General features: G+C 32.7%; 21 protein-coding genes and 1 other annotated feature. Of the genes, 4 read left to right on the forward strand and 17 right to left on the reverse strand.

Annotation, left to right across the window (positions count from 1 at the left end):
* Positions 1 to 122: 122 nt before the first annotated feature.
* The 6 genes from serS to hutP all read right to left on the reverse strand — a co-directional run bounded on the left by serS (position 123) and on the right by hutP (position 7,981).
* Entirely contained in the window at positions 123 to 1,400 is a 1,278-nt protein-coding gene (serS, locus tag LQ608_RS08085; protein ID WP_239751169.1) for a serine--tRNA ligase, read from the reverse strand.
* 65 nt (positions 1,401 to 1,465) lie between these two features.
* Positions 1,466 to 1,660: a binding site (T-box leader), on the reverse strand.
* A gap of 48 nt (positions 1,661 to 1,708) precedes the next feature.
* Positions 1,709 to 2,950, reverse strand: a complete 1,242-nt coding sequence (gene hutI / locus LQ608_RS08090; RefSeq protein ID WP_239751171.1) for an imidazolonepropionase — start codon at positions 2,948 to 2,950, stop codon at positions 1,709 to 1,711.
* Complete coding sequence (hutU, locus tag LQ608_RS08095) at positions 2,943 to 4,610, reverse strand: urocanate hydratase (protein WP_239751172.1); 1,668 nt, start codon at positions 4,608 to 4,610, stop codon at positions 2,943 to 2,945. Before hutU ends, hutI begins: the two co-directional genes overlap by 8 nt.
* A 17-nt stretch (positions 4,611 to 4,627) precedes the next feature.
* Entirely contained in the window at positions 4,628 to 5,941 is a 1,314-nt protein-coding gene (locus LQ608_RS08100) for a YjiH family protein (RefSeq protein WP_239751174.1), read from the reverse strand.
* Between the two features lie 24 nt (positions 5,942 to 5,965).
* Positions 5,966 to 7,450, reverse strand: coding sequence for a histidine ammonia-lyase (hutH, locus tag LQ608_RS08105; protein ID WP_239751176.1), 1,485 nt, complete (start codon positions 7,448 to 7,450; stop codon positions 5,966 to 5,968).
* 93 nt (positions 7,451 to 7,543) lie between these two features.
* Positions 7,544 to 7,981: a hut operon transcriptional regulator HutP gene (gene hutP, locus LQ608_RS08110; protein ID WP_078357196.1), complete on the reverse strand. Its 438-nt coding sequence runs from the start codon at positions 7,979 to 7,981 to the stop codon at positions 7,544 to 7,546.
* Between the two features lie 222 nt (positions 7,982 to 8,203).
* Here hutP and LQ608_RS08115 point away from each other — a divergent pair, with 222 nt between their 5' ends.
* Positions 8,204 to 9,013 carry an NAD(P)H-hydrate dehydratase gene (locus LQ608_RS08115; protein ID WP_078357195.1) on the forward strand — a complete coding sequence of 270 codons (810 nt, stop codon included), beginning with the start codon at positions 8,204 to 8,206 and terminating at the stop codon, positions 9,011 to 9,013.
* An 82-nt stretch (positions 9,014 to 9,095) separates the two neighbouring features.
* On the opposite strand, the gene gyrA is transcribed toward LQ608_RS08115, so the two are convergent.
* The 11 genes from gyrA to dnaA all read right to left on the reverse strand — a co-directional run bounded on the left by gyrA (position 9,096) and on the right by dnaA (position 21,646).
* Positions 9,096 to 11,693 (reverse strand): DNA gyrase subunit A, encoded by a 2,598-nt coding sequence (gene gyrA / locus LQ608_RS08120; RefSeq protein WP_239751178.1) that lies wholly within the window; start codon positions 11,691 to 11,693, stop codon positions 9,096 to 9,098.
* Between the two features lie 33 nt (positions 11,694 to 11,726).
* Positions 11,727 to 13,649 (reverse strand): DNA topoisomerase (ATP-hydrolyzing) subunit B, encoded by a 1,923-nt coding sequence (gyrB, locus tag LQ608_RS08125; protein ID WP_078357193.1) that lies wholly within the window; start codon positions 13,647 to 13,649, stop codon positions 11,727 to 11,729.
* 22 nt (positions 13,650 to 13,671) lie between these two features.
* Complete coding sequence (recF, locus tag LQ608_RS08130) at positions 13,672 to 14,787, reverse strand: DNA replication/repair protein RecF (protein ID WP_239751181.1); 1,116 nt, start codon at positions 14,785 to 14,787, stop codon at positions 13,672 to 13,674.
* A gap of 3 nt (positions 14,788 to 14,790) precedes the next feature.
* Positions 14,791 to 15,021, reverse strand: a complete 231-nt coding sequence (gene yaaA, locus LQ608_RS08135; protein WP_239701244.1) for a S4 domain-containing protein YaaA — start codon at positions 15,019 to 15,021, stop codon at positions 14,791 to 14,793.
* A 192-nt stretch (positions 15,022 to 15,213) separates the two neighbouring features.
* Positions 15,214 to 15,627, reverse strand: coding sequence for a disulfide oxidoreductase (locus LQ608_RS08140; RefSeq protein ID WP_275583059.1), 414 nt, complete (start codon positions 15,625 to 15,627; stop codon positions 15,214 to 15,216).
* A gap of 15 nt (positions 15,628 to 15,642) precedes the next feature.
* Complete coding sequence (locus LQ608_RS08145) at positions 15,643 to 16,374, reverse strand: DsbA family protein (protein WP_107509107.1); 732 nt, start codon at positions 16,372 to 16,374, stop codon at positions 15,643 to 15,645.
* Positions 16,375 to 16,500: 126 nt separating this feature from the next.
* Positions 16,501 to 17,745 carry an ABC transporter permease gene (locus LQ608_RS08150; RefSeq protein WP_239751182.1) on the reverse strand — a complete coding sequence of 415 codons (1,245 nt, stop codon included), beginning with the start codon at positions 17,743 to 17,745 and terminating at the stop codon, positions 16,501 to 16,503.
* The gene (locus tag LQ608_RS08155) at positions 17,738 to 18,637 is read right to left on the reverse strand and encodes an ABC transporter ATP-binding protein (RefSeq protein ID WP_239751183.1); all 900 of its coding nucleotides are present in this window, start codon (positions 18,635 to 18,637) and stop codon (positions 17,738 to 17,740) included. Before LQ608_RS08155 ends, LQ608_RS08150 begins: the two co-directional genes overlap by 8 nt.
* 5 nt (positions 18,638 to 18,642) lie before the next feature.
* Complete coding sequence (locus LQ608_RS08160) at positions 18,643 to 18,882, reverse strand: helix-turn-helix transcriptional regulator (protein WP_078357186.1); 240 nt, start codon at positions 18,880 to 18,882, stop codon at positions 18,643 to 18,645.
* 123 nt (positions 18,883 to 19,005) lie between these two features.
* Positions 19,006 to 20,139 (reverse strand): DNA polymerase III subunit beta, encoded by a 1,134-nt coding sequence (gene dnaN / locus LQ608_RS08165; protein WP_078357185.1) that lies wholly within the window; start codon positions 20,137 to 20,139, stop codon positions 19,006 to 19,008.
* Between the two features lie 166 nt (positions 20,140 to 20,305).
* On the reverse strand, positions 20,306 to 21,646 hold the full coding sequence (dnaA, locus tag LQ608_RS08170; RefSeq protein ID WP_078357184.1) for a chromosomal replication initiator protein DnaA: 1,341 nt from the start codon (positions 21,644 to 21,646) through the stop codon (positions 20,306 to 20,308).
* 558 nt (positions 21,647 to 22,204) lie between these two features.
* Here dnaA and rpmH point away from each other — a divergent pair.
* The 3 genes from rpmH to jag all read left to right on the forward strand — a co-directional run bounded on the left by rpmH (position 22,205) and on the right by jag (position 23,626).
* Complete coding sequence (rpmH, locus tag LQ608_RS08175) at positions 22,205 to 22,342, forward strand: 50S ribosomal protein L34 (RefSeq protein ID WP_016999186.1); 138 nt, start codon at positions 22,205 to 22,207, stop codon at positions 22,340 to 22,342.
* Positions 22,343 to 22,439: 97 nt separating this feature from the next.
* Entirely contained in the window at positions 22,440 to 22,784 is a 345-nt protein-coding gene (gene rnpA, locus LQ608_RS08180) for a ribonuclease P protein component (RefSeq protein ID WP_078357183.1), read from the forward strand.
* Positions 22,785 to 22,813: 29 nt separating this feature from the next.
* The gene (jag, locus tag LQ608_RS08185; protein ID WP_239751185.1) at positions 22,814 to 23,626 is read left to right on the forward strand and encodes an RNA-binding cell elongation regulator Jag/EloR; all 813 of its coding nucleotides are present in this window, start codon (positions 22,814 to 22,816) and stop codon (positions 23,624 to 23,626) included.
* Positions 23,627 to 23,721: the final 95 nt, after the last annotated feature.

Consider the following 23,721-nt stretch of genomic DNA (forward strand, 5'->3'; position numbering starts at 1 on the left):
TCAAAACTCCCTTTATTTATATTGTATACTTAGTATATCAGATATAAAAAGTATATTCAAGCATTAAATCTAAAAAAAAGGTAACCAATATATGATTACCCTTTTTCAAAGTTTTAATTCAATTATAATTCAATTGTTTTTTGTCCGCCCATAAATGGTACTAATGCTTCAGGGACTGTGATTGATCCATCTTCATTTTGATAATTTTCAACGATTGCTGCAAATGTACGACCAACTGCTAAACCACTACCATTTAATGTGTGTACATATTCAGGTTTCGCATCTTTATCACGTTTAAATCTAATATTTGATCTTCTTGCTTGGAAATCAGTCATATTTGAACATGAGCTAATTTCTTTGTAATCATTGTAGCTTGGTAACCATACTTCTATATCGTATGTTTTAGTACTTCCAAAGCCTATATCACCTGTACATAGATTAACTGTTCTATATGGTAATTCTAACGTTTTAAGGATATTCTCAGCATGCTCTGTAAGCTCTTCTAATGCTTTAAATGAATCTTCAGGTCTTTCATATCTTACCATCTCTACCTTATTAAACTGATGTAATCTAATTAAGCCTCTTGTATCTCTACCAGCTGAACCTGCTTCACTTCTGAAACATGCTGACTGCCCTGTAAATTTAATAGGAAATTGTTCATTTTGTAGTACTTCATTACGATAGAAATTTGTTAATGGTACTTCTGCTGTAGGAATTGTATATAATCCTTCTTTTTCAACTTTGAATAAATCTTCTTCAAATTTAGGTAGTTGACCAGTTCCAAACATAGAATCAGCATTTACAAGTTGTGGCACCATCATTTCAGTATAACCATGTTGTGTTGTATGCATCGTTACCATGAAATTCATAAGTGCTCTTTCAAGTTGTGCACCTTTACCAGTTAAAAATACGAAACGTGCACCAGAGACTTTAGCAGCTCTTTCGAAATCTGCCATTTTCAAGCTTTCAACTAAATCCCAATGTGCTTTAGATTCGAAATCAAATGTTCTAGGTGTACCCCATTTACGAACTTCTACATTGTCATTTTCATCTTTACCAACTGGTGTTTCGTCACTAATTAAATTAGGAATTCTAACTAATTTATAAGTAACATCATCATTTAATTGATTTAAAGTTTGATCTATTTCTTTAATTTGGTCTCCAACTTGACGCATTTCTAAAATAACATCATCCGCATTTTCTTTATTACGTTTTTTCTGAGCGATTTCTCCACTTACTTTATTACGACGAGATTTAAGTTCTTCTGTTTGAGCAATTAACTCACGACGTTTTTTATCAAGTTCTAGAATTTCATCGATGACTTTTGGGTCATCACCTCTTTTTGCTACTTTGTCTTTAACGAATTCTGGTTCAGATCTAATTAACCTAATGTCTAACATAATAATTTCCTCCCTCTTATTCCAATATTGTTTAAGAAAAAAAGCACCACGTTCCTTGTTGTTACACAAGGGACGTGGTGCTTACGCGTTGCCACCCTATTTAACAGTCACTAGGACTGCACTCTAAGTCATATAACGGTTTAAACCGATTGTTATTCTTAAAAGGATAGATTCATTTAAGTTTCATGTCTTGTTTCCACCAACCACAAGCTCTCTTTACATTACGTCTTAAATTACTTATTCCTAAACAATATGGATATTAAATTAACCTAAATATATCAAATCGACATCACATTTTCAAGATATACTTATGATTCAGTTAATAAGCCTGTATTTTCATACACTTTTTTACCATTGATAATAACGGTTTGAGCATGATTAACTCCGTAATGATAAGGTAAATATTCATGGTTTGGAATATCCCAAACGACTACATCAGCTTGATCGCCTTTTTCAAGAGTTCCTGCATCAGCATCTATTGCTTTAGAAGCATTCACTGTAACAGCATTCCATATTTCATTAGGTGTAAGCTTTAATTTTAAAGCAGCAATACTCATCACTAGTTGAAGGTTATCTGTTACACAACTACCTGGATTGAAGTCTGTCGCAATTGCAATTGCACCATTTTGATCAATCATCCCTCTAGCATCTGCATATTGATCTTTGCCTAAATAGAATGTTGTACCAGGTAATAATACAGCAACTGTATTACTATCTTTTAAAGCAGCTTTATCTTCTTCGCTTGAAGCGACAAGATGGTCTGCTGAAATTGCACCTTCATCAATTGCTAGTCCTAATCCACCAAGAGGATCAATTTCATCAGCATGGATTTTAACTTTTAATCCTTTTTCTTTTGCTGCTTTCATATAACGTCTTGATTCTTCAATTGTGAATACACCAGTTTCACAGAATATATCTGCAAAATCAGCTTTATCTTTCACATCATCTAATAAATCTATCATTTCTTGTAAAAATGTAGCATTATCTTTAGCATCTTTAGGAACTGCGTGTGGTCCAAGGAACGTGTGCTTCATTCTGATAGGTGTATCTTTATCCAATTGATGCGCAACATTTAATTGTTTTAATTCTGTTTCTTTATCCAATCCATAACCGCTTTTAGCTTCAACTGTCGTTGTACCAAATTGGATCATTCTAACAATTTCTTTTTTAGATTTATTGTAAAGTTCTTCTTCAGTTGATTTGCGCGTTGATTCAACTGTACTTAAAATACCGCCACCTTGTTTCAATATATCTAAGTAACTCACACCTTGTTGTTTAAGCGCCATTTCATGCTCTCTAGACCCACCGAACACTAAATGTGTATGTGCATCTATTAAACCTGGAGAGACAACTTTGTTTGAAGCATCTATTACTTCTTTTGCTTCATATTCTTCAGAATGCTCTCCTGCATATATAACTTTGCCATCTTTAACAGCTACAGTACCATTTTTAATTACTGTTAATTCGTTTAATTCTTTACCTTTAAGAGGTCGGTCAGTCTTTTTTGGTAAAATTAATTCGCCTATGTTTTGAATTAAAATATCATTCATTGTTATCTTTCTCCTTTAACATTGGAATATCTACATTTTTTTCTTTTGCAGTATCGATTGCAATGTCATAACCTGCATCTGCATGTCTTACTACACCCATACCCGGATCTGTTGTTAATACTCTTCCTAGACGTCTATCAGCACGTTCACTACCATCTGCTACAACTACCATACCAGCATGTAATGAATAACCCATACCTACGCCACCACCATGGTGAACTGAAATCCAAGAGCCACCTGCCGCAGTATTAACAAGTGCATTTAATATTGCCCAGTCACCTACAGCGTCTGATCCGTCTTTCATTGATTCTGTTTCTCTGTTTGGAGATGCTACAGATCCAGAATCTAAGTGGTCACGACCAATTACGACTGGAGCTGAAATTTCACCATTTCTAACAAGTTCATTTAAAGCTAAGCCCATTTTTGCACGTTCTCCATATCCTAACCATGCAATTCTAGAAGGTAACCCTTGGAATGCGATTTTTTCAGCTGCCATATCTAACCAACGCATTAATTTTTCATCTTCTGGGAATAACTCTCTCATTAGTTGATCTGCTCTTTCAATATCTTTTGGATCTCCACTTAATGCTGCAAATCTAAATGGACCTTTACCTTCACAGAACAATGGACGAATATAAGCAGGTACAAATCCTGGGAAGTCAAAAGCATTTTCTAAACCTTCATCAAATGCTACTTGTCTAATATTATTTCCATAGTCAAAAGCTACTGAACCTTTTTCTTGGAATTTCAACATTGCATCGACATGTTTTTTCATAGATGCTGAAGATAATTTAACGTATTTTTTAGGATCACTTTCTCGTAATTTGTCCGCTTCTTCTAATGAATAACCTTCTGGAACATATCCATTTAAAGGATCATGTGCTGAAGTTTGGTCTGTTACGATATCAATTTTAAATCCTCTATTTAAGATTTCATGATGTACTTCAGCTGCATTACCTACTAAACCTATTGCAAGTGGTTTACCTGCTTTTTTAGCTTCTTCAGCTTTTTCTAAAGCTTCATCTAAAGATTCCGTAATAATATCACAGTATCTAGTCTCAATTCTCTTTTCGATTCTTGAAGGATCGACATCTACACCAATTACTACCCCTTCATTCATTGTTACTGCTAATGGTTGAGCACCGCCCATTCCACCTAACCCAGCAGTTAAAGTGATTGTACCTTTTAATGAACCACCAAAATGTTGATTTGCAAGTTCTGCAAATGTTTCAAAAGTACCTTGAACGATACCTTGAGAACCGATATAAATCCAACTACCTGCAGTCATTTGACCATACATCATTAGCCCTTTTTTATCTAATTCATGGAAATGTTCCCAATTTGCCCATTTAGGTACAAGTACAGAGTTTGATAATAATACTCTTGGTGCTTCTTCATGAGTTTTGAATACAGCTACTGGCTTACCTGATTGTACAAGCATTGTTTCATCGCTTTCTAATCTTCTTAACGTTTCAACAATTGCATCAAAGCTTTCCCAGTTACGAGCCGCTTTACCAATACCACCATACACAACTAATTTCTCAGGATGTTCTGCCACTTCAGGATCAAGATTGTTATATAACATTCTAAGTACCGCTTCTTGTTCCCAACCTTTACATTCAATTTCTAAACCTTTTTTAGCTTTAATTTCTCTAGACATTTGTCATTTCCCCTTTTCTAAAAAATTAATAAACTGAACGGTATCGCAATTAATAATGTGAGTGCGACACGAATAAACCAAATTACTACCAATTTCCAAATTGGAATTTTGATATCTGTTGCCAAAATACAAGGTACCAAAGCAGAGAAGAATATAATTGCTGAGATACTTGTAATAGCTGTAACAAACTTAACTTCTATCGCTGCTTTCACAACAAGTAATGATGGTAAGAACATTTCTATGATTGATATTGTAGAAGCTTTTGCTAATAATGCTTTATCATCGATTGGGAACAGATATATAAACGGATAGAATATATAACTTAACCAGTCAATAATAGGCGTAAAATTAGCTAACACTAATCCTAAAAATCCAATTGATAAGATTGAAGGTAATATTGCCATTGTCATTTCTATACCATCTTTTAAATTTGCCATGATGTTTTTAAATAATGTTAATGATTGATGTGATTGAAGCTTTGCTTCTCTGTATGCTGCCTTAAAATAATTGCCTTTAACTTTAACTTCTTTTTGACCTTGTTGATTATTATAATAAGCTTCTGACTCACCTGAAATTGGAGGTAAGTGTGCAGAAATTGCCGTTACAATAAAAGTAATAACCAATGTACTCCAGAAGAATAAATTCCACATACTCATTAAATCTAAAGTATTAGCTACGATAACCATAAATGTAGCCGATACAGTTGAAAATCCAGTTGCAATAATAACCGCTTCTTTTTTGTTATACATTCCGTCTTTATAAACTCTATTTGTAATGAGTAATCCTAAAGAATAACTTCCTACAAATGAAGCAACTGCATCGACGGCAGACTTACCAGGCGTCTTAAATATTGGTCTCATAATTGGTTGCATCAATACACCGATAAATTCTAATAATCCATAACCAACTAAGAATGATAAAGCAATTGCACCAACAGGTATAAGTACACTAAGTGGTAACATTAATTTATCAAAAAGAAACGGCCCATAATCCGGTTTAAAGAGTAATTGCGGTCCTACCTTAAAGACATACATACACCCAATTACTGCTCCCATAACTTTAAACAATACTAATATAAAGTCAGTTATAGATTTCTTAAAGTCCATACGTACAATTGGTAATATCGCACCTATTAAAATAATGATGAGTGCATAATAAGCCATAAAATCTCCAAGTAAACCACGTATACCTAGATGTATATGATCGACTAAAATTGTACTCTGTCCACCAATCTCCATCGGTATAAAGAACAACACAATTCCTAATAAGCTAAATACATAAAATCTCCACATATCCTTACCTTTGTTGTCTAATTCCTGATTATTCACCATAACACCCCTTTGTTTGTTCAATAATTATCTTAAATATTCACAAACTTTTTCTATATCATGATGGAATACTCTATCGTGTGTGATGGAAGGAACGACTGCTCTTAGTTCGTCGTATTTCGCTTTTGTCTTAGGTGATAATTTATCCACACCTTTGATTTCTACAGCTTGTAATGCAATGATGCACTCTATAGAAATCACTCTTCTTACATTCTGAATGATTTGATAAGCGTGTCTTGCTCCAATAGTCCCCATAGAAACATGATCTTCTTGATTTGCTGAAGAAGGAATTGAATCTACACTTGCTGGATGAGCTAACGTTTTATTTTCTGATACTAATGAAGCAGCTGCATATTGCATAATCATCGCGCCACTTTGTAATCCTGGTTCTGGACTTAAGAAAGCTGGTAGACCACCATTCAACTGTGGGTTTACAAGTCTCTCAAGTCTTCTTTCTGATACATTAGCTAACTCTGCAACACCAATTTTTAAGAAATCGACTGCAAATGCAATTGGTTGACCATGGAAGTTACCACCTGAAATGACAAGTGTTTCATCATCATTATCAAAGATAAGAGGATTGTCATTAGCTGCATTCATTTCTAGTTCTAATTTTTCTTTTACGTAATTAAGTACTTGGAAGCTTGCCCCATGAATTTGTGGAATACATCTTAATGTATAAGCATCTTGGACGCGAACTTCACCTTGACGGGTTGTTAACTTAGATCCTTCCAACCAGTCTCTCATTCTTTCGGCTACTTCAACTTGTTCTTCAAAATTTCTCACAATATGCACATGTTCATCATAAGCATCTACAATACCGTTAAGTGCTTGATGTGTTAATGAAGAAATCCATTCAGCATTGTAAGCAATATTTTCTGCTTCTATATAAGCAATTACCCCTTGTGATGTCATTGCTTGTGTCCCATTAATAAGTGCTAATCCTTCTTTAGCTTGTAATGAATGAGGTTCTAATCCAACTTCATGTAACACTTCTTTAGCATTACGCGTTACATCTTCGTATTGAACATCTCCTTCACCAATCAATGCCAATGCTAAGTGAGATAACGGTGCTAAATCTCCAGAAGCACCTAGTGAACCTTGCTCTGGTATAACAGGTATAATTCTTCGATTGATAAATTCTACAAGTAATTCCACGAGTGATTCTGTAACACCAGAATGTCCCTTTAACATTGTGTTTAGTCTTAAGACCATCATGACTAATGACACATCGTTAGGAAATGCTTTACCAATACCACATGAATGTGAACGAATTAAGTTTACTTGTAAATCGTTATATTTTTCTTTTTCTATTAATACATCACTAAACAATCCAAATCCAGTTGTGATACCATAAATCGTTTCTTTATTTTTAATGATTCTTTCAACTGTTTCACGACTTTTTCTAACATTTACTAATGCTTCTTCTGAAATCGTAATTTGACCATTTTCTTTTAAAAATTCTTTAATATCTTGAATTGTTAAATCTTTACCATTTAGTACTAAAGCCATTTAAAACACTCCTTTTCAGGACACAAAAAAATACAACAAATAACCATTTGTTGCACCTTTCTTATAGCTAATGTCTAGTAGGTGTTTCTATGTCTATATATGATTTATACCTAATCCGATTGTTTCATGTTCTTTACCTTTGATAGGTGCACCAATTGTACCGTATAAGCTAACTGCTATCCATTCACCTTCTCCAACATCTTTATATGGATAACCACGTACAATAGCAAATCTTAAGCCAACTGTTCGCATGATTTCACCTATAGATAATTCACCTCTCGTTATACCATTAACTGCTTCTAAAATTGCATGATATAAAGCATGAGTTTCTCTATAATGACTTTCTGAAATAATACCTTCTCTTCTAGCCGCTGTTTCAACCGATGCAATAATTTTGTTCAACGACATTGTTCCAATTTTGCCTACTAAAAATTGCATTTCTTTACACTGAGGCATCAGCTGTTTAGCAGTCTGCTCATCTGTAATAGTTAATAATGTAGCGTACTTTCCAATCGATATCTGTTCAGTCATGTGGAAGCTCCTATCTCGTCTAATATCTAATGTCTATATTTACATTTAGTATACGCTTTCAAAATTTTTATGACAATAGTTTTTAATACATCCGTAATTCAGTGATTGATTAATATATTAGCTTGTTAAAGTGATTTCTTTGTAATGTTTTAGAAATTACACTGTTCAATTTCAACTTTAAGTGGCATAATAAGTCGTACAATTATTTGAAGGTGGGTTAATATGAAGACAATTTCATCTGTCACAATTCCAAAAAGAGAACAAGAGTCTCACAAAGGGGATTATGGTAGGATATTATTAATCGGTGGTAACGCTAATTTAGGTGGCGCAATCATGTTAGCTGCAAGAGCTTGTGTATTTAGTGGTAGTGGTCTTATCACTGTTTCCACACATTCATCAAACTTTGCTGCTTTACATTCACGTTGTCCTGAAGCAATGGTTTCAGATATAACTGATTTAAAAAAGCTATCTAAATTAATCGAACTATCGGACTGTATTTTAATTGGTCCAGGACTCGGTTTAGATTTTAAAGGGAATAATACATTAACATTTCTATTCCAAAATATTCAGCCACACCAAACTTTAATTATTGATGGAGATGCTATTACAATTTTGAGTAAATTAAAGCATACTTTACCAGAATGTGAAATTATCTTCACTCCTCATCAAAAAGAATGGGAAAGACTGAGCAATATTCCTATAGAAGAACAAACATATGAAAAAAATAAAGAAGCAGTCGAAGCTTTAAATGCGACTGTAGTATTAAAAAAGCATGGTACAGAGTTGTTCTTTAAAGACCATGAATATAAATTATCAATTGGTACCCCAGCTATGGCTACAGGTGGAATGGGAGATACATTAGCAGGCATGATCACAAGTTTCGTAGGACAATTCGATTTAGAAGAAGCGGTTATAAATGCATGTTATATACACAGCTATATCGGTGAAAAATTAGCTAAAGACATGTATATCGTCCCACCATCCAAACTTATAGATGAAATCCCATATGCTATGAAATCATTTGAGTCTTAGAAACAGACCATAAATTCTATATTTAAATGCAAAAAGAGGCTGAGACAAGTTAATTGTCTCAGCCTCTTATCATTATTATATATTATTCTTCGTCATTATCTTGTTCTTCGATATCTTCATTTACTCGTTCAATGAAGTCTTCTCTTAAATCTTCTTTACCTTCATTCTCTTCTTCAATAACTTCTGTATCTACCGTTTCTTCTGATACACCTTCTACTGGAGTTTCTGCTATTTCTTCTTCGTCTGGTTCAACTTTTGCAACTGTTGCAACGTGTTGGTTATCGCCTAAACGGATTAATCTAACACCTTGAGCGCTTCGTCCGTTTTGAGAAATATCTGAGACATGAAGTCTTATGATTACGCCTGAGTTTGTAACGATCATCAAGTCTTCATCACCTGCAACTGTTGTGATACATACGAGATCACCATTTTTCTCATTTAAGGTAGCAGTCTTAATACCTTTACCACCTCTATTAGAGATACGGTATTGGTCTGCTGATGTACGTTTACCGTAACCTTTTTCAGTTACTATCAGGATTTCATCTTGTTGTTCTTCATCTGTGATGTCTAGTCCTATTACTTCGTCACCATCTCTTAATGAAATACCTCTTACACCCGCTGCTGTTCTACCTAATGGACGTAACTTAGTTTCATCAAATCTAATTAATGAAGCATGTTTAGTACCAATAATAATTTCTTTAGTACCGTCCGTCAGTCTAACCGCTATAAGTTCATCGCCTTCTTTAAAGTTGATTGCGATTTTACCATTTTTATTTATACGAGAGAAATTAGATAGTTTAGATCGTTTAACAGTACCATGTTTAGTAGCAAATACTAAGAAGTCTTCTTCACTTGATAGATCTTTGACTGCTATCATTGTACTAATCATTTCATCTTTATCTATTTCTAAAGCATTCACAATTGGTAACCCTTTAGACTGTCTAGACATCTCTGGAATTTCATAGCCTTTAAGTTTGTATACACGGCCTTTATTCGTAAAGAATAAGACATTATCGTGCGTACTTAATGTTACTAACTGACTAACAAAGTCGTCTTCTATAGTATTCATACCTTGTACACCACGACCACCTCTATTTTGAGAGCGATATGTAGAAACTGGTAATCGTTTAATATAGTTATTATGACTTAATGAAATTACAATTTGTTCTTCTGGAATTAAGTCTTCATCTTCAATTTGATCAAGACCGGCTGCAGTAATTTCAGTACGACGTTTGTCGCCATATTTATCTCTTATTTCAATAATTTCTTCTCTAATGATTTCAAGTAACTTTTCTTCATCTTTAAGAATCTCTATTAACTCTTCAATCAGTTTAAGTAACTCTTGATATTCATTTTCGATTTTGCCACGTTCTAATCCAGTTAATCGGCGTAAACGCATATCTAATATCGCTTGTGCTTGTCTTTCTGATAAATTAAAGCGATTTTGTAATCCATCCATAGCTTCTGAATCACTTTGTGACTCACGAATTAATGCAATGATTTCATCGATATGGTCTAACGCAATTCTTAAACCTTCAAGAATATGTGCTCTATCTTGTGCTTTTTTAAGGTTATATTTAGTACGTCTTGTTACGACTTCTTTTTGATGTTCTAAATAGTGGAATAGTACTGGACGTAATCCTAATAATTTAGGCTTACCGTTTACTAAAGCAATCATATTTACACCAAATGAAGTTTGTAATGGCGTTTGTTTATATAAATTATTTAAAATAACATTCGCATTAGCATCTTTTCTTACTTCAATAACGATACGAACGCCGACTTTTAAGCTTGTTTCATCTCTTAAGTCTGTAATACCTTCGATTTTCTTATCACGTGCTAACTCGGCAATTTTTTCAATTAATCTTGCTTTGTTAACTTGGTAAGGAATTTCACTTACTACGATACGCTCTTTACCGTTCTTCATAACTTCTATTTCAGAACGAGCTCTCATTATGATGGAACCACGACCTGTTTCATAAGCACGTCTAATTCCGCTTCTTCCCATAATTAAACCAGAAGTTGGAAAATCAGGTCCTTGAACGATATCCATTAACTCATTCGTTGTAATTTCTGGATTATGACTTAATGCCAATACTCCGTCAATGACCTCATTTAAGTTATGTGGTGGAATGTTTGTAGCCATACCAACAGCTATACCTGAAGTACCATTTACTAATAAGTTAGGAAATCTTGCAGGTAAGACTACTGGCTCTCTTTCATTACCATCATAGTTATCTTGAAAATCAATTGTATCTTTGTTTATATCTCTCAATAATTCGCCTGTAATTTTAGACATACGTGCTTCTGTATAACGCATTGCAGCAGCACCATCACCATCCATAGAACCAAAGTTACCTTGGCCATCTACTAATGGATATCTATAACTAAAGTCTTGTGCCATACGTACCATTGCTTCATAAATAGATGAGTCACCATGAGGGTGATACTTACCCATTACGTCACCAACAATACGTGCAGATTTTTTGTATGGTTTATCTGAAGTCATACCTTGATCATTCATACCATATAAAATACGTCTATGAACTGGTTTCAAACCGTCTCTAACATCTGGTAAAGCACGAGATACAATTACGCTCATTGCATAATCTAAAAATGATTCTTTCATTTCTTTACTGATGTTACGTTCACTAACTCTTGATTGTGGTATTTCAGCCATTAATCATATCCTCCTTAAATCGTAAATGATGCTTTATATATCTAACGTTGCGTATTCGGCATTTTCTTCAATAAATTGACGACGAAACTCAACAACATCTCCCATAAGCATTTCAAAAGTTTCGTCAGCTTCTATCGCATCAGTTAGTGTTACTTGAAGCATTGAACGATGTTCAGGATTCATTGTTGTATCCCACAATTGATCAGCATTCATCTCTCCAAGACCTTTATAACGTGCTATAGATAATTTTGGTGTTGAGCTAAGTTCTTCTTTTAATTTATCTAATTCTCTATCGTTAAATACGTAATATTTTTTCTTACCTTGTTCGACTTTATATAAAGGTGGTTGTGCAATATACACATATCCCGCTTCAATAAGTGGTCTCATAAATCTATAGAAGAATGTTAATAATAACGTTCTAATATGAGCACCATCAACGTCAGCATCTGTCATAATAACTAGTTTATGATATCTAGCTTTACTAATATCAAATTCTCCACCAATACCTGTACCAAGACCCGTAATCATTGCACGGATTTCATTGTTGCCTAGAATTCTATCTAAGCGTGCTTTTTCAACATTCAAAATTTTACCACGTAAAGGTAAGATGGCTTGTGTTCTAGAGTCTCTACCTAATTTCGCAGACCCACCAGCAGAGTCACCCTCAACGATATATAATTCACATTCGTCAGGCTTCTTACTTGAACAGTCAGCAAGTTTACCGGGTAAACTTGAAACTTCTAAAGCTGATTTACGTCTCGTTACTTCTCTTGCTTTCTTAGCAGCAAGACGAGCTCTAGATGCCATAACACCTTTATCAACAATAATTCTTGCTACGTTTGGATTTTCTAATAAGAACCTTTCAAATAGTTCAGAGAAAAGTTTATCAACAATTTGACGTACTTCTGAATTACCTAATTTAGTCTTAGTTTGACCTTCGAACTGAGGATCACTATGTTTGATAGATACAACAGCTGTCATACCTTCACGCACGTCTTCACCAGAAAGCTTTTCTTCGTTTTCTTTAAGAAGTTTGTTCTTCAGTCCGTAGCTATTAATCACACGTGTTAAAGCACGTTTAAATCCATCCTCATGTGTACCACCTTCATAAGTATGAATGTTATTGGCATACGTAAGTAATGTTGTAGCAAAACCACCGTTATATTGAATTGCAATTTCAACTTCTACATCTTCTTTTGAATCGTGAATATAAATTGGCTCATCATATAATACATCTTTAGATTTATTTAACATTTCAACGTAAGATTTAATACCACCTTCGTAATGGTAAGAATCTTCTTGAATATTCTCTTCATCTCTTTCATCTTTCAATGAAATTTGAATACCTTTATTTAAAAATGCTAATTCACGTATACGCTTTTGTAATGTTTCATAGTCGTATTCAGTTGTTTCAGTGAAGATTTCACTGTCTGCTTTAAAACGAATAGTCGTACCTGTATGTTCTGTTTCGCCAATGACTTTTAAATCAAATGCTGGTACGCCTCTTTCGTATGCTTGATGATATATTTTATTATTAAGGTGAACGTAAACTTCTAGTTCAGAAGATAGTGCGTTTACGACAGATGAACCTACACCATGTAGACCACCAGATACTTTGTATCCGCCACCGCCAAATTTACCACCAGCATGTAGAACGGTTAATATAACTTCTACAGCAGGACGACCCATTTTCTCTTGAATATCTACAGGTATTCCTCTACCGTTATCCGTTACTTTAATCCAATTATCTTTTTCAATCACGAGTTCTACATGATCTGCATACCCAGCTAAAGCTTCGTCAATACTATTATCAACAATTTCCCAAACTAGATGATGTAAACCTCTTGCAGCTGTAGAACCAATATACATACCAGGGCGTTTACGGACTGCCTCTAAACCTTCTAATACTTGTATCTGATCTGCACCATAACTTGTACCGTTATTTTGTTCTGACACGTATTTCCACCTTCACTTTCATCTACTCAATAATGTTGCCTTTAGATACATTAAATACCTTGGCATCTTTCATAATCTCATGTTCAATTCCATCAACAGATGTTGTCGTAACAAAAGTTTGAACCTTTTCTTGAATTGTACTTAATAAATGGGTTTGTCGTTTATCATCAAGTTCACTCAACACATCATCTAATAATAAAATTGGATATTCTCCAACAACTTGATTAATTAACTCAATCTCTGCAAGCTTTATAGATAATGCTGTTGTACGTTGCTGTCCTTGTGAACCATAAATCTGTACATTCATATCATTAACATGAAAACTAATGTCGTCTCTATGCGGTCCAAACCTTGCACTTCCACGCTCAATCTCTTTATCCATAGATTCATTAAGCAACTCACAAAAAGCATTCTTTAAATCAGCTACATTGTGATGTGTTTCAGCAAGCTTAATGTTAGGTTCGTATTGAACCATTAAACTTTCCTTATCACTCGTTATACCTTGATGAATCACTTCTGCAATCTTTTCTAATTCACTAATAAAGTGCGCACGTTTCAAAGTCACATTTGCTGCCGCTTCTGAAAATTGATCGTTGAATACTTCTAACATTGTTCGATCTTTCATTCTCCCAATTTGTAACATTTTGAGGTAATGATTTTTTTGTTTAAGTAATCTCTGATAATTAGATAAATGATTTAAATAGACCGCAGACATCTGACCGAGTTCCATATCAATAAAACGTCGTCTGATTTGCGGGCTACCCTTTACAATATTTAAATCTTCTGGTGCGAACAATACCACATTTAAATGGCCAATATATTGCGTTAAACGACTCTGTTCTAGATGATTGACTTTCGCCTTTTTGCCTTTTTTCGTAATGATTAAAGAAATAGGCATCGATCCATGGCGATAACTTAGTTCACCTTCTATTTTACCATACTCTTCACCAAACTGTATGAGTTCTTTGTCATTTGAAGTCCTATGACTTTTAGCTAATGCCAAAGTATAAATAGATTCTAATAAATTCGTCTTACCTTGAGCGTTCTCACCAATCAAAATATTCACATTTGGATTAAATTGAAGTGTGCATTTATCATAATTTCTGTAATTAGTTAAAGTAAGCTTTTGTAGTATCATAATTTATTCACTTTGATGGTTAATACGAAATTTGCCCTCTGAAGGAATTTCAATTAAGTCACCATCATGTAATTTTTTTCCACGACGAATCTCACGTTCACCATTTATTAATACTTCTTCATCTTGGAGGAACCATTTAGCTTGACCACCCGTTCCAATGACGCCTTCATTTTTTAGGAATTGACCTAAAGTTATATCGTCTTCAACTGAGATATCTTGTACCACTATCTTCACTCCAATCTTAATTAGTCATCTCTATATTATACCTTTTTTTTACTAAAAAATCATGTTTTATGTACAATTCATTTTAAGATAAATAAATCTTCAAAAAATTTATATTCAAACTAAAAAAATATCCCGATCCGAAATTAAATTTTAACGGATTGGGATATTTTTGATAATGGAAATTTGTCTAGACTTACGTCATTAAATTTCTTTATCTTTTTTAGAGAATATTAATAACAAGCTGATTAATAAGAATGCTATTCCTGCTAAAAACGGTATTGTTATGAATCCAAATATATTTATATATTCTGATGAACACGGAACACCTTGCGTACATGGTTTAATTTCAGCAAAGCCAGGTACTTTTTGTTCTAAGTAGTGCCATGTTGAAATTAATAGTCCAATTATTGAAAATGGAAGTGCTATTTTCTTAACGCTATAATCGTTTTGGAACGATCCGATTCCTAAAATAATGACTAAAGGATACATACATATTCTTTGATACCAACAAAGCGTACATGGTATAAATCCTTGTATTTCACTGAAATATAAACTACCTAACATAGCTAATAAAGCTATGACCCAGGAAATAAATAGTGCATATTGCTGCTTCAAATAGATCACCTATTTTTATTTATTTTTCTTTTCGATTGCTTGATCGATTGCTTTAGATACTTTGTCATAATCCATTGGGTCTGACAACACTTTACCATCTATGACAACTGTAGGCGTGATATCTACATCATATTTATTTGTTAAGTCTGAATCATTTTTCATTTGTTTATACGGTTCTGAATTTCTATCTTCTACTAGTTTCATGATTTGATCTTTTTTACTTTGATCAATATCTAAACCATCTACTGCTTTTTTAACTACCTTCAAATCTAACCATTCGTCATCAGTTTCAGCATTATGATCATCTGGTTGAGCTTCAAATAATGCTCTATGATAATCCCAATATGCATCTGGTGCTACTTTATACACAGCGTGTGCTGAAGCACCTCCTAATTCTGAACCTTCACCATGAAATGGTGCATTAACGAATCTATATTCTACTTTATCTTTATCGATATAGTCTTTTTCTATTTGATCCATATAGTTTGTTTCGAATGCTTTACAAGCTGGACATTTAAAGTCTCCAAATTCAATAATTTGAACTTTAGCTTTATCTTTTTTCTGTGTTGGATTATCTTTTGTATCTTTTGATAAATCTGTTGCTTTAACAGTTCTATCAAATAGACTTTCTTCTTTATTGTCACTGCCGCTTCCACCAAACACAACTAGTAATACAATACCTACTACCACTACAAGTATTGCTATCATCAGAAACATAATATTACTATTACTATTTTTATTCGCCATATTTACCCCTCAATCTCTTATGTTGATAATATAAATTTTATACTATCATACAAAGAAATTCTATATTATTCACTAAAAATTCATTAAGGTTTTGTGACAAATTGGCTTTTTATAAGGTTTTTAAAGTTATTTAGTGATATTTAATGCATTCTTTAGATTTTTAATAATACCTTTTTCATACGTTAGTACACTGCCTCGATAAGTTCTAGCTGCGAATAAAAGTAAAATAATACAAGTAACGATTGAAATCACAATTCCTAAAATTAAGTGCCATTCAGGTGTGCTTTCAGAAGTTGTTCTTAGCAACATTACCATTGGCGATAGCATTGGAATGAAGCTCGTTATTTTAACAAGCATTGTATCAGGATTAGATATGCTGAATATCGCAATATAGAAAGCGCCTAATGATATAAATGTAACAGGCATCATAGATTGAGCAAGATCTTCTATACGGCTCGTTAATGCCCCTAGAATAGCCGCTAATGAAATATAGGATATTACCCCTAAAATTAAGAAAATAGCTCCATATACGATGATTCTAGTTGTCTCAGGACCATATTCAACACCAGCTGACTCGAATAGACCTTTTAAATCAAATGCAAAGATACTAATTACGATTGCGAGAACAATAAAGAATATTTGAGTGAATGCGACAGATATAATAGCTAATATCTTAGCTGTAACGTGTACTGAAGGCTTCACACTCGTTACAATCATTTCAATTACGCGAGTAGTCTTCTCAGTCGCAATTTCTGAACCTATTTGGTTAGCGTAATTTATAGTTATAAAGAATGATAAGAAGATGATGATATAAACAACAGCTGAATTTAACGCTTGAACTTTCGGGTTAATATCACTCGATTGTTTATCTTTGTCAGATTTAATTTCTTCTGTTTTTACATCACTAGGTGTATTCAATGTTTTTAAATCATCTTCTGATAAATTTAATTTTTGAGCTGTTAATGATGATTGCATTTGGCTAAGTGTTGATTGCAAAGTCATTTTTTCGCTTTCACTAACTTTACCTTTTTCGTAAATCTTACCGTCTACTTTTTCACCTTTTACCTTAACTTCAATAAGACGTTTATACTTTTCATCTTTAACGCCCTTCTTACCTTTTTCAAGAGTTACTTTTTCGACTTTTTCAATATCATCATTTTGTTTATATTGTTTCTCCAATACTTTATAAATCATGTCGTTATCTGATTGAATCGCTACTGTTTTACTATCGTTGTCGAAGAAATCAATAATTTTATCGACATTACTTAATGCAAATACAAAAATCATAAAAATCGCTGTCATTATGATAAAAGATTTACTTTTCACTTTTTGCATATACGTTAAATTAAATGTTGTCCAAAATTTATTCATGTTTCTCACCCACCTTAGCAATAAATATATCGTTTAGTGATGGTTCAGCAACTTGGAATCGTTTAAGATATCCTAATTTTGTAACACTTTGATATATATTTTCTGCGTATGATTCATCAGAAATTGTGATTTTAACGCCTTTTTTAGTCTCTTTGAAATCTTCGACACCTTCAAATTCTTTTAAAAATTCAAAATTATGAGCACCTTCAATGAAAATATCTTTCTTTCCGAAATCATCTTTAACTTTGTCTATAGAACCTGAGACAATCGCTTTCCCTTTACTCATAATACAAATGTAATCACAAAGTTCTTCAACATGCTCCATTCTGTGAGAACTAAATATAATCGTTGTACCTTGGTCTTTAAGATCTTTAACTGCCGACTTAAGTAATTCAACATTTACAGGATCTAGACCACTAAATGGTTCATCAAGAATTAGTAATTCTGGCTTATGAATAATAGCTGCGATTAATTGAACTTTTTGCTGATTACCTTTTGATAATGCTTCGATCTTTTTTTCTTTATTTTCAAATGCATCAAATCTTTTTAACCAATAATCTAGCTCTTTTTCGATGTCTTTTTTTCTCATACCTTTTAATTCTGCTAAATATTGCACTTGTTCCCAAACTTTAAGTTTCGGGTGTAGACCCCTTTCTTCAGGCAAATAACCAACTGTATTAGTCATAGAATAATCAATCGGTTTGTCATCAAAAGAAACGACACCAGTTGTTTTAGGTAATAAACCTAGAATCATACGGAAAGTAGTTGTTTTACCTGCACCATTTCCACCTAAAAATCCATACATTGTCCCTTTTGGAACTTCCAAATTAACATCATGTACAGCTACAAAGTCATTAAATTTTTTAGAAACATTTTTAATTAGTAATGTCATAACTTTTACTCCTTTTTGTTGGATTTTATTTCTGAAATGTCTATATTTTCATCATTTTCAAAAATAAATAATTCATCAATGGAAATTTCAAATACTTGAGAAAGCTTATGTGCTAATACTAATGTCGGATTAAATTTATAACGCTCAATAGAATTAATCGTTTGTCTCGACACATTGACCAATCGAGATAATTCACTTTGAGTCATTTTTCTACTCGTTCGATATTCATAAACTTTATTTTTCAATTCATCACTTCCTGTCAAGTTAACTTTACAATAAAAGAATTCGTACACTATGTCAAGTTCACTTGACAATTAACGACAAAAAAATAAGAAACTCACTAAATACAGCGAGTTTCTTAAAAATTATTAGTATGTTCTAATCGGTAAAATTAGTTGAATTAATGTTTCATCATCTTTTGGTTTAAGAATAAATGGTCTCATCGTTCCAAAAAATTCTACTTGTACTTCATCATTATCAATTGCTTTTAATGCATCCATCATATATTTAGAGTTGAACGAAATCTTTAACGATTCACCTTCAACGTTATCTGTAGACACATCTTCTTTTACAGTACCAATTTCTGGTGAAGTTGATGATAATTCTAATTTATCTACATCAGTTGATAATTTAATAACATTATTTCCACCTTCACGTGCTAATAATGATGCACGATCAATAGCGTGATAGAACTCACTATTATCCAAAGTTAATTTAGTTTCATAGTTTTCAGGGAATAATCTTGTCGTATCTGGATAATTGCCTTCAAGTAAACGTGAAATAAAGTTTATATGACCTACTTTGAATAAAACTTGGTTGCTTGCAAAGAATATATTGATATCTTCTTCAGAATCCGAAACTATTTTATTTAATTCAGATAAAGCTTTACCTGGAATAATAACATTTTTATCTTCTATTTCTTCATCTTCAAGTTTTAATTTTCTTAATGCAAGTCTGTGTGAATCTGTTGCAGTACAGGTTAATTCATTGTTTTGTATCAACCAGTTTACACCTGTTAACACTGGGCGTGTTTCTGACGTGGACACTGCAAAGTTTGTTTGCGCGATTATATTTTTTAATACCTTGATTGGTAATTTGATTGCATCATCTTCGGATACTTGTGGTAATAAAGGATATTGATCTGGATCTAAACCACTAACGTTAAATTCTGAATGTCCTGAAGTGATAAGTGTCTTGAATTGATCGTTTGTTGATAGATTAACTGTTTTACCTGGTAATTTTTTAACGATATCTACAAAGAAACGTCCTGGAAGTACTACAGAACCTTTTTCTTCAATATCTACAATTTTTTCACCATCAATATTTTGATTTATTGTTATTTCTATCGATATCTCAGAGTCTGATCCTGTTAATATGATGCCTCTATCGGTAGCATCGATTTTTATACCTGTAAGTATTGGTAATGTTGTTCTTGGTGAAATTGCTTTTAATGTGTCATTCAATTGATTAAGAAAGTAATCTCGTTGAATAGTAAATTTCATAACTTATAAAACTCCTTCCAGTCGTTATATATTTAATTATATATCTTTTAAAATCATAGTAATAGTCATAGGGGCTGTGGATTGGTGGATAAGTGGTTTAAAAACGTGATACAAAAGTTATTCACATGTTAATAAACTGTGTATGGCTGTGCACAACTTATCCACATTATCCACGGATTTGTTTTTCTAGTTGTTCTAAATCAGATTTGAGTTCTGGATTGTTTACTAAATCTTTTTTAATCTTTTCATGTGCATGAATTACTGTTGTATGATCTCGACCACCAAATTCTTCACCAATTTTTGGTAATGAGAAATCTGTAAGTTCGCGAGAAAGATACATCGCAATTTGTCTAGGATATGCAATAGATTTTGTACGTTTTTTGGCAGCAAAGTCTTCTATACGGATATTATACATTTTACCAACTATTTGCTGAATGTCTTGAATAGTAATTTTTGTTGATCTAGGTGTAGAAATAATATCTTTAAGTGCTTCTGCTACTAAATCAGTATTAATTGGTTTATTTCTAAGCTTAGAATAGGCTAAAACTCTTGTTAAAGCACCTTCTAATTCACGAATATTAGATTGAATTGAATTTGCGATATAAGTCAGAGCCTCTACCGGTAAATCTAAGTTTTCTTCTTCAATTTTCTTTTGTAGAATAGCCATTCGTGTTTCAAAATCAGGCGGTGTAATATCTACAATTAAACCCCATTCAAAGCGTGTTCTTAAACGATCTTCTAAAGTAGGAATTTCTTTAGGTGGACGATCACTTGAGATAACAATTTGCTTTTTATTTTGGTGTAAATCATTAAATGTGTGGAAAAATTCTTCTTGTGTTTGTTCTTTCTTTTGAATGAATTGAATATCGTCTATTAGTAGAACATCTATATTACGATACTTGTCTCTAAAGCTTTCAGTATCATTTTTTCTTATAGACTTAATAAATTCATTTGTAAATTTTTCACTAGATGTATATAGTACATTTGCATTTGGATTCTGTTCAAGTACGTAGTGACCAATCGCATGCATTAAATGTGTCTTACCTAAACCAACACCACCATATATAAACAGAGGATTATAAGCATTGGCTGGTTCTTCAGCAACAGCTAATGAAGCAGCGTGTGGAAACTGGTTACCAGGTCCAATAACAAATGTATCAAACGTGTTGTTACTATTAAGTTGGCTGTTTATTACTTCTTCATGCTCTTCGATTTCTTTTGATTTTTTCGGTTGCACAGCGAAATCTTCACTTTGCAAATCTTCTTCTGAAATAAATTTAACTTGAACTTTGTCGCCAATGACATCATAGATGAAATTAATGACATGTTCATGATATTTATTGGTTAACCACTCAGCAACAAAAGGACTTTGTGCAACGATTATTGCACGATTACTATCTATTTGATGTAAGTAAGTGCCTTTGAACCAAGTATTATAACCAGCAGAAGCGATTTGATCTTCAGCAATGGATAACACTTGCTCCCAGATTTCTTCTTTTGAATTCATAAAAGTCCTCTTTCTAATTTAAATTTATTGAGTTATACACATAAAATAAGACTGTTGATAAAGAAAACCACAAGGTGTGAATAATTATCCACAACTTACACACAAACGGTGGATAACTCAACTTTATAATTCTCTTGTCCACAATCTTTACACTAATATTTTCATGTAGTAATCATAGTAGTATCAATACTTTGTATAACTTATCCACACAATTATACTTTTAAACAAAACAAGTTGTCAAATACATGTGAATATGTGCAGAAAGATAATATTATGCTGTGAATAAGAAAAAATAGTTATATGATTATCCACAAAATGTTTGTGATGCATTGTGAATAAGTGGATAACTCGATTTTTTGATTACGATAAATTTCTTCTTGATTTTTAAAAACTGTTTTGTTATAGTTTAGTAGTTATTGAAATTGTGACAAATCACATGTATGGTATAAATAATTTTGAAACTAATCTTCTGATCTGATATATATAAATGAATATCATACAAACAATTATCTAACTATAAATTAGATACTAACGAATAAATAATGGAGGTGCTCTTAAATGGTAAAACGTACGTATCAACCAAATAAGCGTAAACACAGTAAAGTACACGGTTTCCGTGCACGCATGAGTTCTAAAAACGGTCGTAAAGTATTAGCTCGCCGTCGTCGTAAAGGTAGAAAAGTATTATCAGCTTAAGATCACTGAAGAGCAGTGGTCTTTTTTTTGTTTTAATTGATGTAATTGTTTTGTATAATGAACAATAATTAAGTGATGTATTGTGGAGTGGATGTTTGTGGAAAAGGCTTATCGTATTAAGAGAAATAATGATTTTCAAAGAATTTATAAAAAAGGTAAGTCAGTTGCTAATAGACAGTTTGTAATTTATACAGCAGAAAATGATAATGAACATTTCAGATTAGGCATAAGTGTTTCAAAGAAATTAGGAAATGCTGTTACTAGAAATAGAATAAAAAGGTCTATTAGAGAATGTTTTAAGAATCATAAAGAAAATATTATTCCTAAAGACATCATTGTTATCGCTCGAAACCAAGCTGTAGATTTAGATGTACTTGAAACACAGAAGAGTTTAGAGCATGTATTGAAGATTGCTAAAGTTTTTAATAAACGTATTCCTTAAGTATTGAAATATTACTAGGAGGTTGCAGGATGCTTAAATCACGCTATGAAGGACAATCAGTAGAACAAGCACTACAACAAGGTTTAGAAGATTTGGATGTTCAAGAACAACAAGTAAGAATTGATGTTATTAAAGAAGGTAAAAAAGGTATTTTTGGATTTATGAAACAGGATGCACAAATTGAATTAACTGTAATTGATCCAGAACTTAAACAGTTTAAATCAATTGAAGCATTAAAAAATCGTCATCAACAACTTGAAGAGGTTGATGAATCATCAAATAATGTTCATACTCAGCAAGAAGAAACGGTTCAAGAGCGTAAAGATGATGTTCAAAATGATATTCAGTCAGAAGAAGATATACATGAACACAGTAATCAGAAAAAAGATTCATTAAATGAAGTAGCACAAGATACATTAGAATATGTACTTAAAATAGTAAGAGAAATGAATATTGATGTAGATGGTTCGTATGAAGTTAAGTCTCATACAATTTATATTAATATGACTTCAAATAATGCTGCTTATATAATAGGTAAGCGTGGACAAATTTTAAATGCGCTTCAAATTGTAGGACAAAATTATATGCATCAATTTGTGAAAGGTTATTATACGCTTATATTAGATATAGAATCTTATAGAGAAAAGCGTAAAGAAACTTTAGAACAGTTGGCAATTAATATGGCTAAAAAGGCTATCCAGACAAAGAAACCCGTTAAATTAGAGCCGATGCCAAATTTCGAACGAAAAATAATGCATCAAGAAGTTAGTAAGATTGAAAATATCGAAACGTACTCTGAAGGAAGAGAACCACATCGATATTTAGTCATTAAGAATAAATGATAATAGTCGGAGTGAGTGATCTCGCTCCGCATTTTTTCGAACAATATATTCGAAAAATAGAACAAAACCATTTACAATCAATAGAATAGTTACTA

This window comes from Mammaliicoccus sp. H-M34 (assembly GCF_022386495.1).
GTDB lineage: Bacteria > Bacillota > Bacilli > Staphylococcales > Staphylococcaceae > Mammaliicoccus > Mammaliicoccus fleurettii.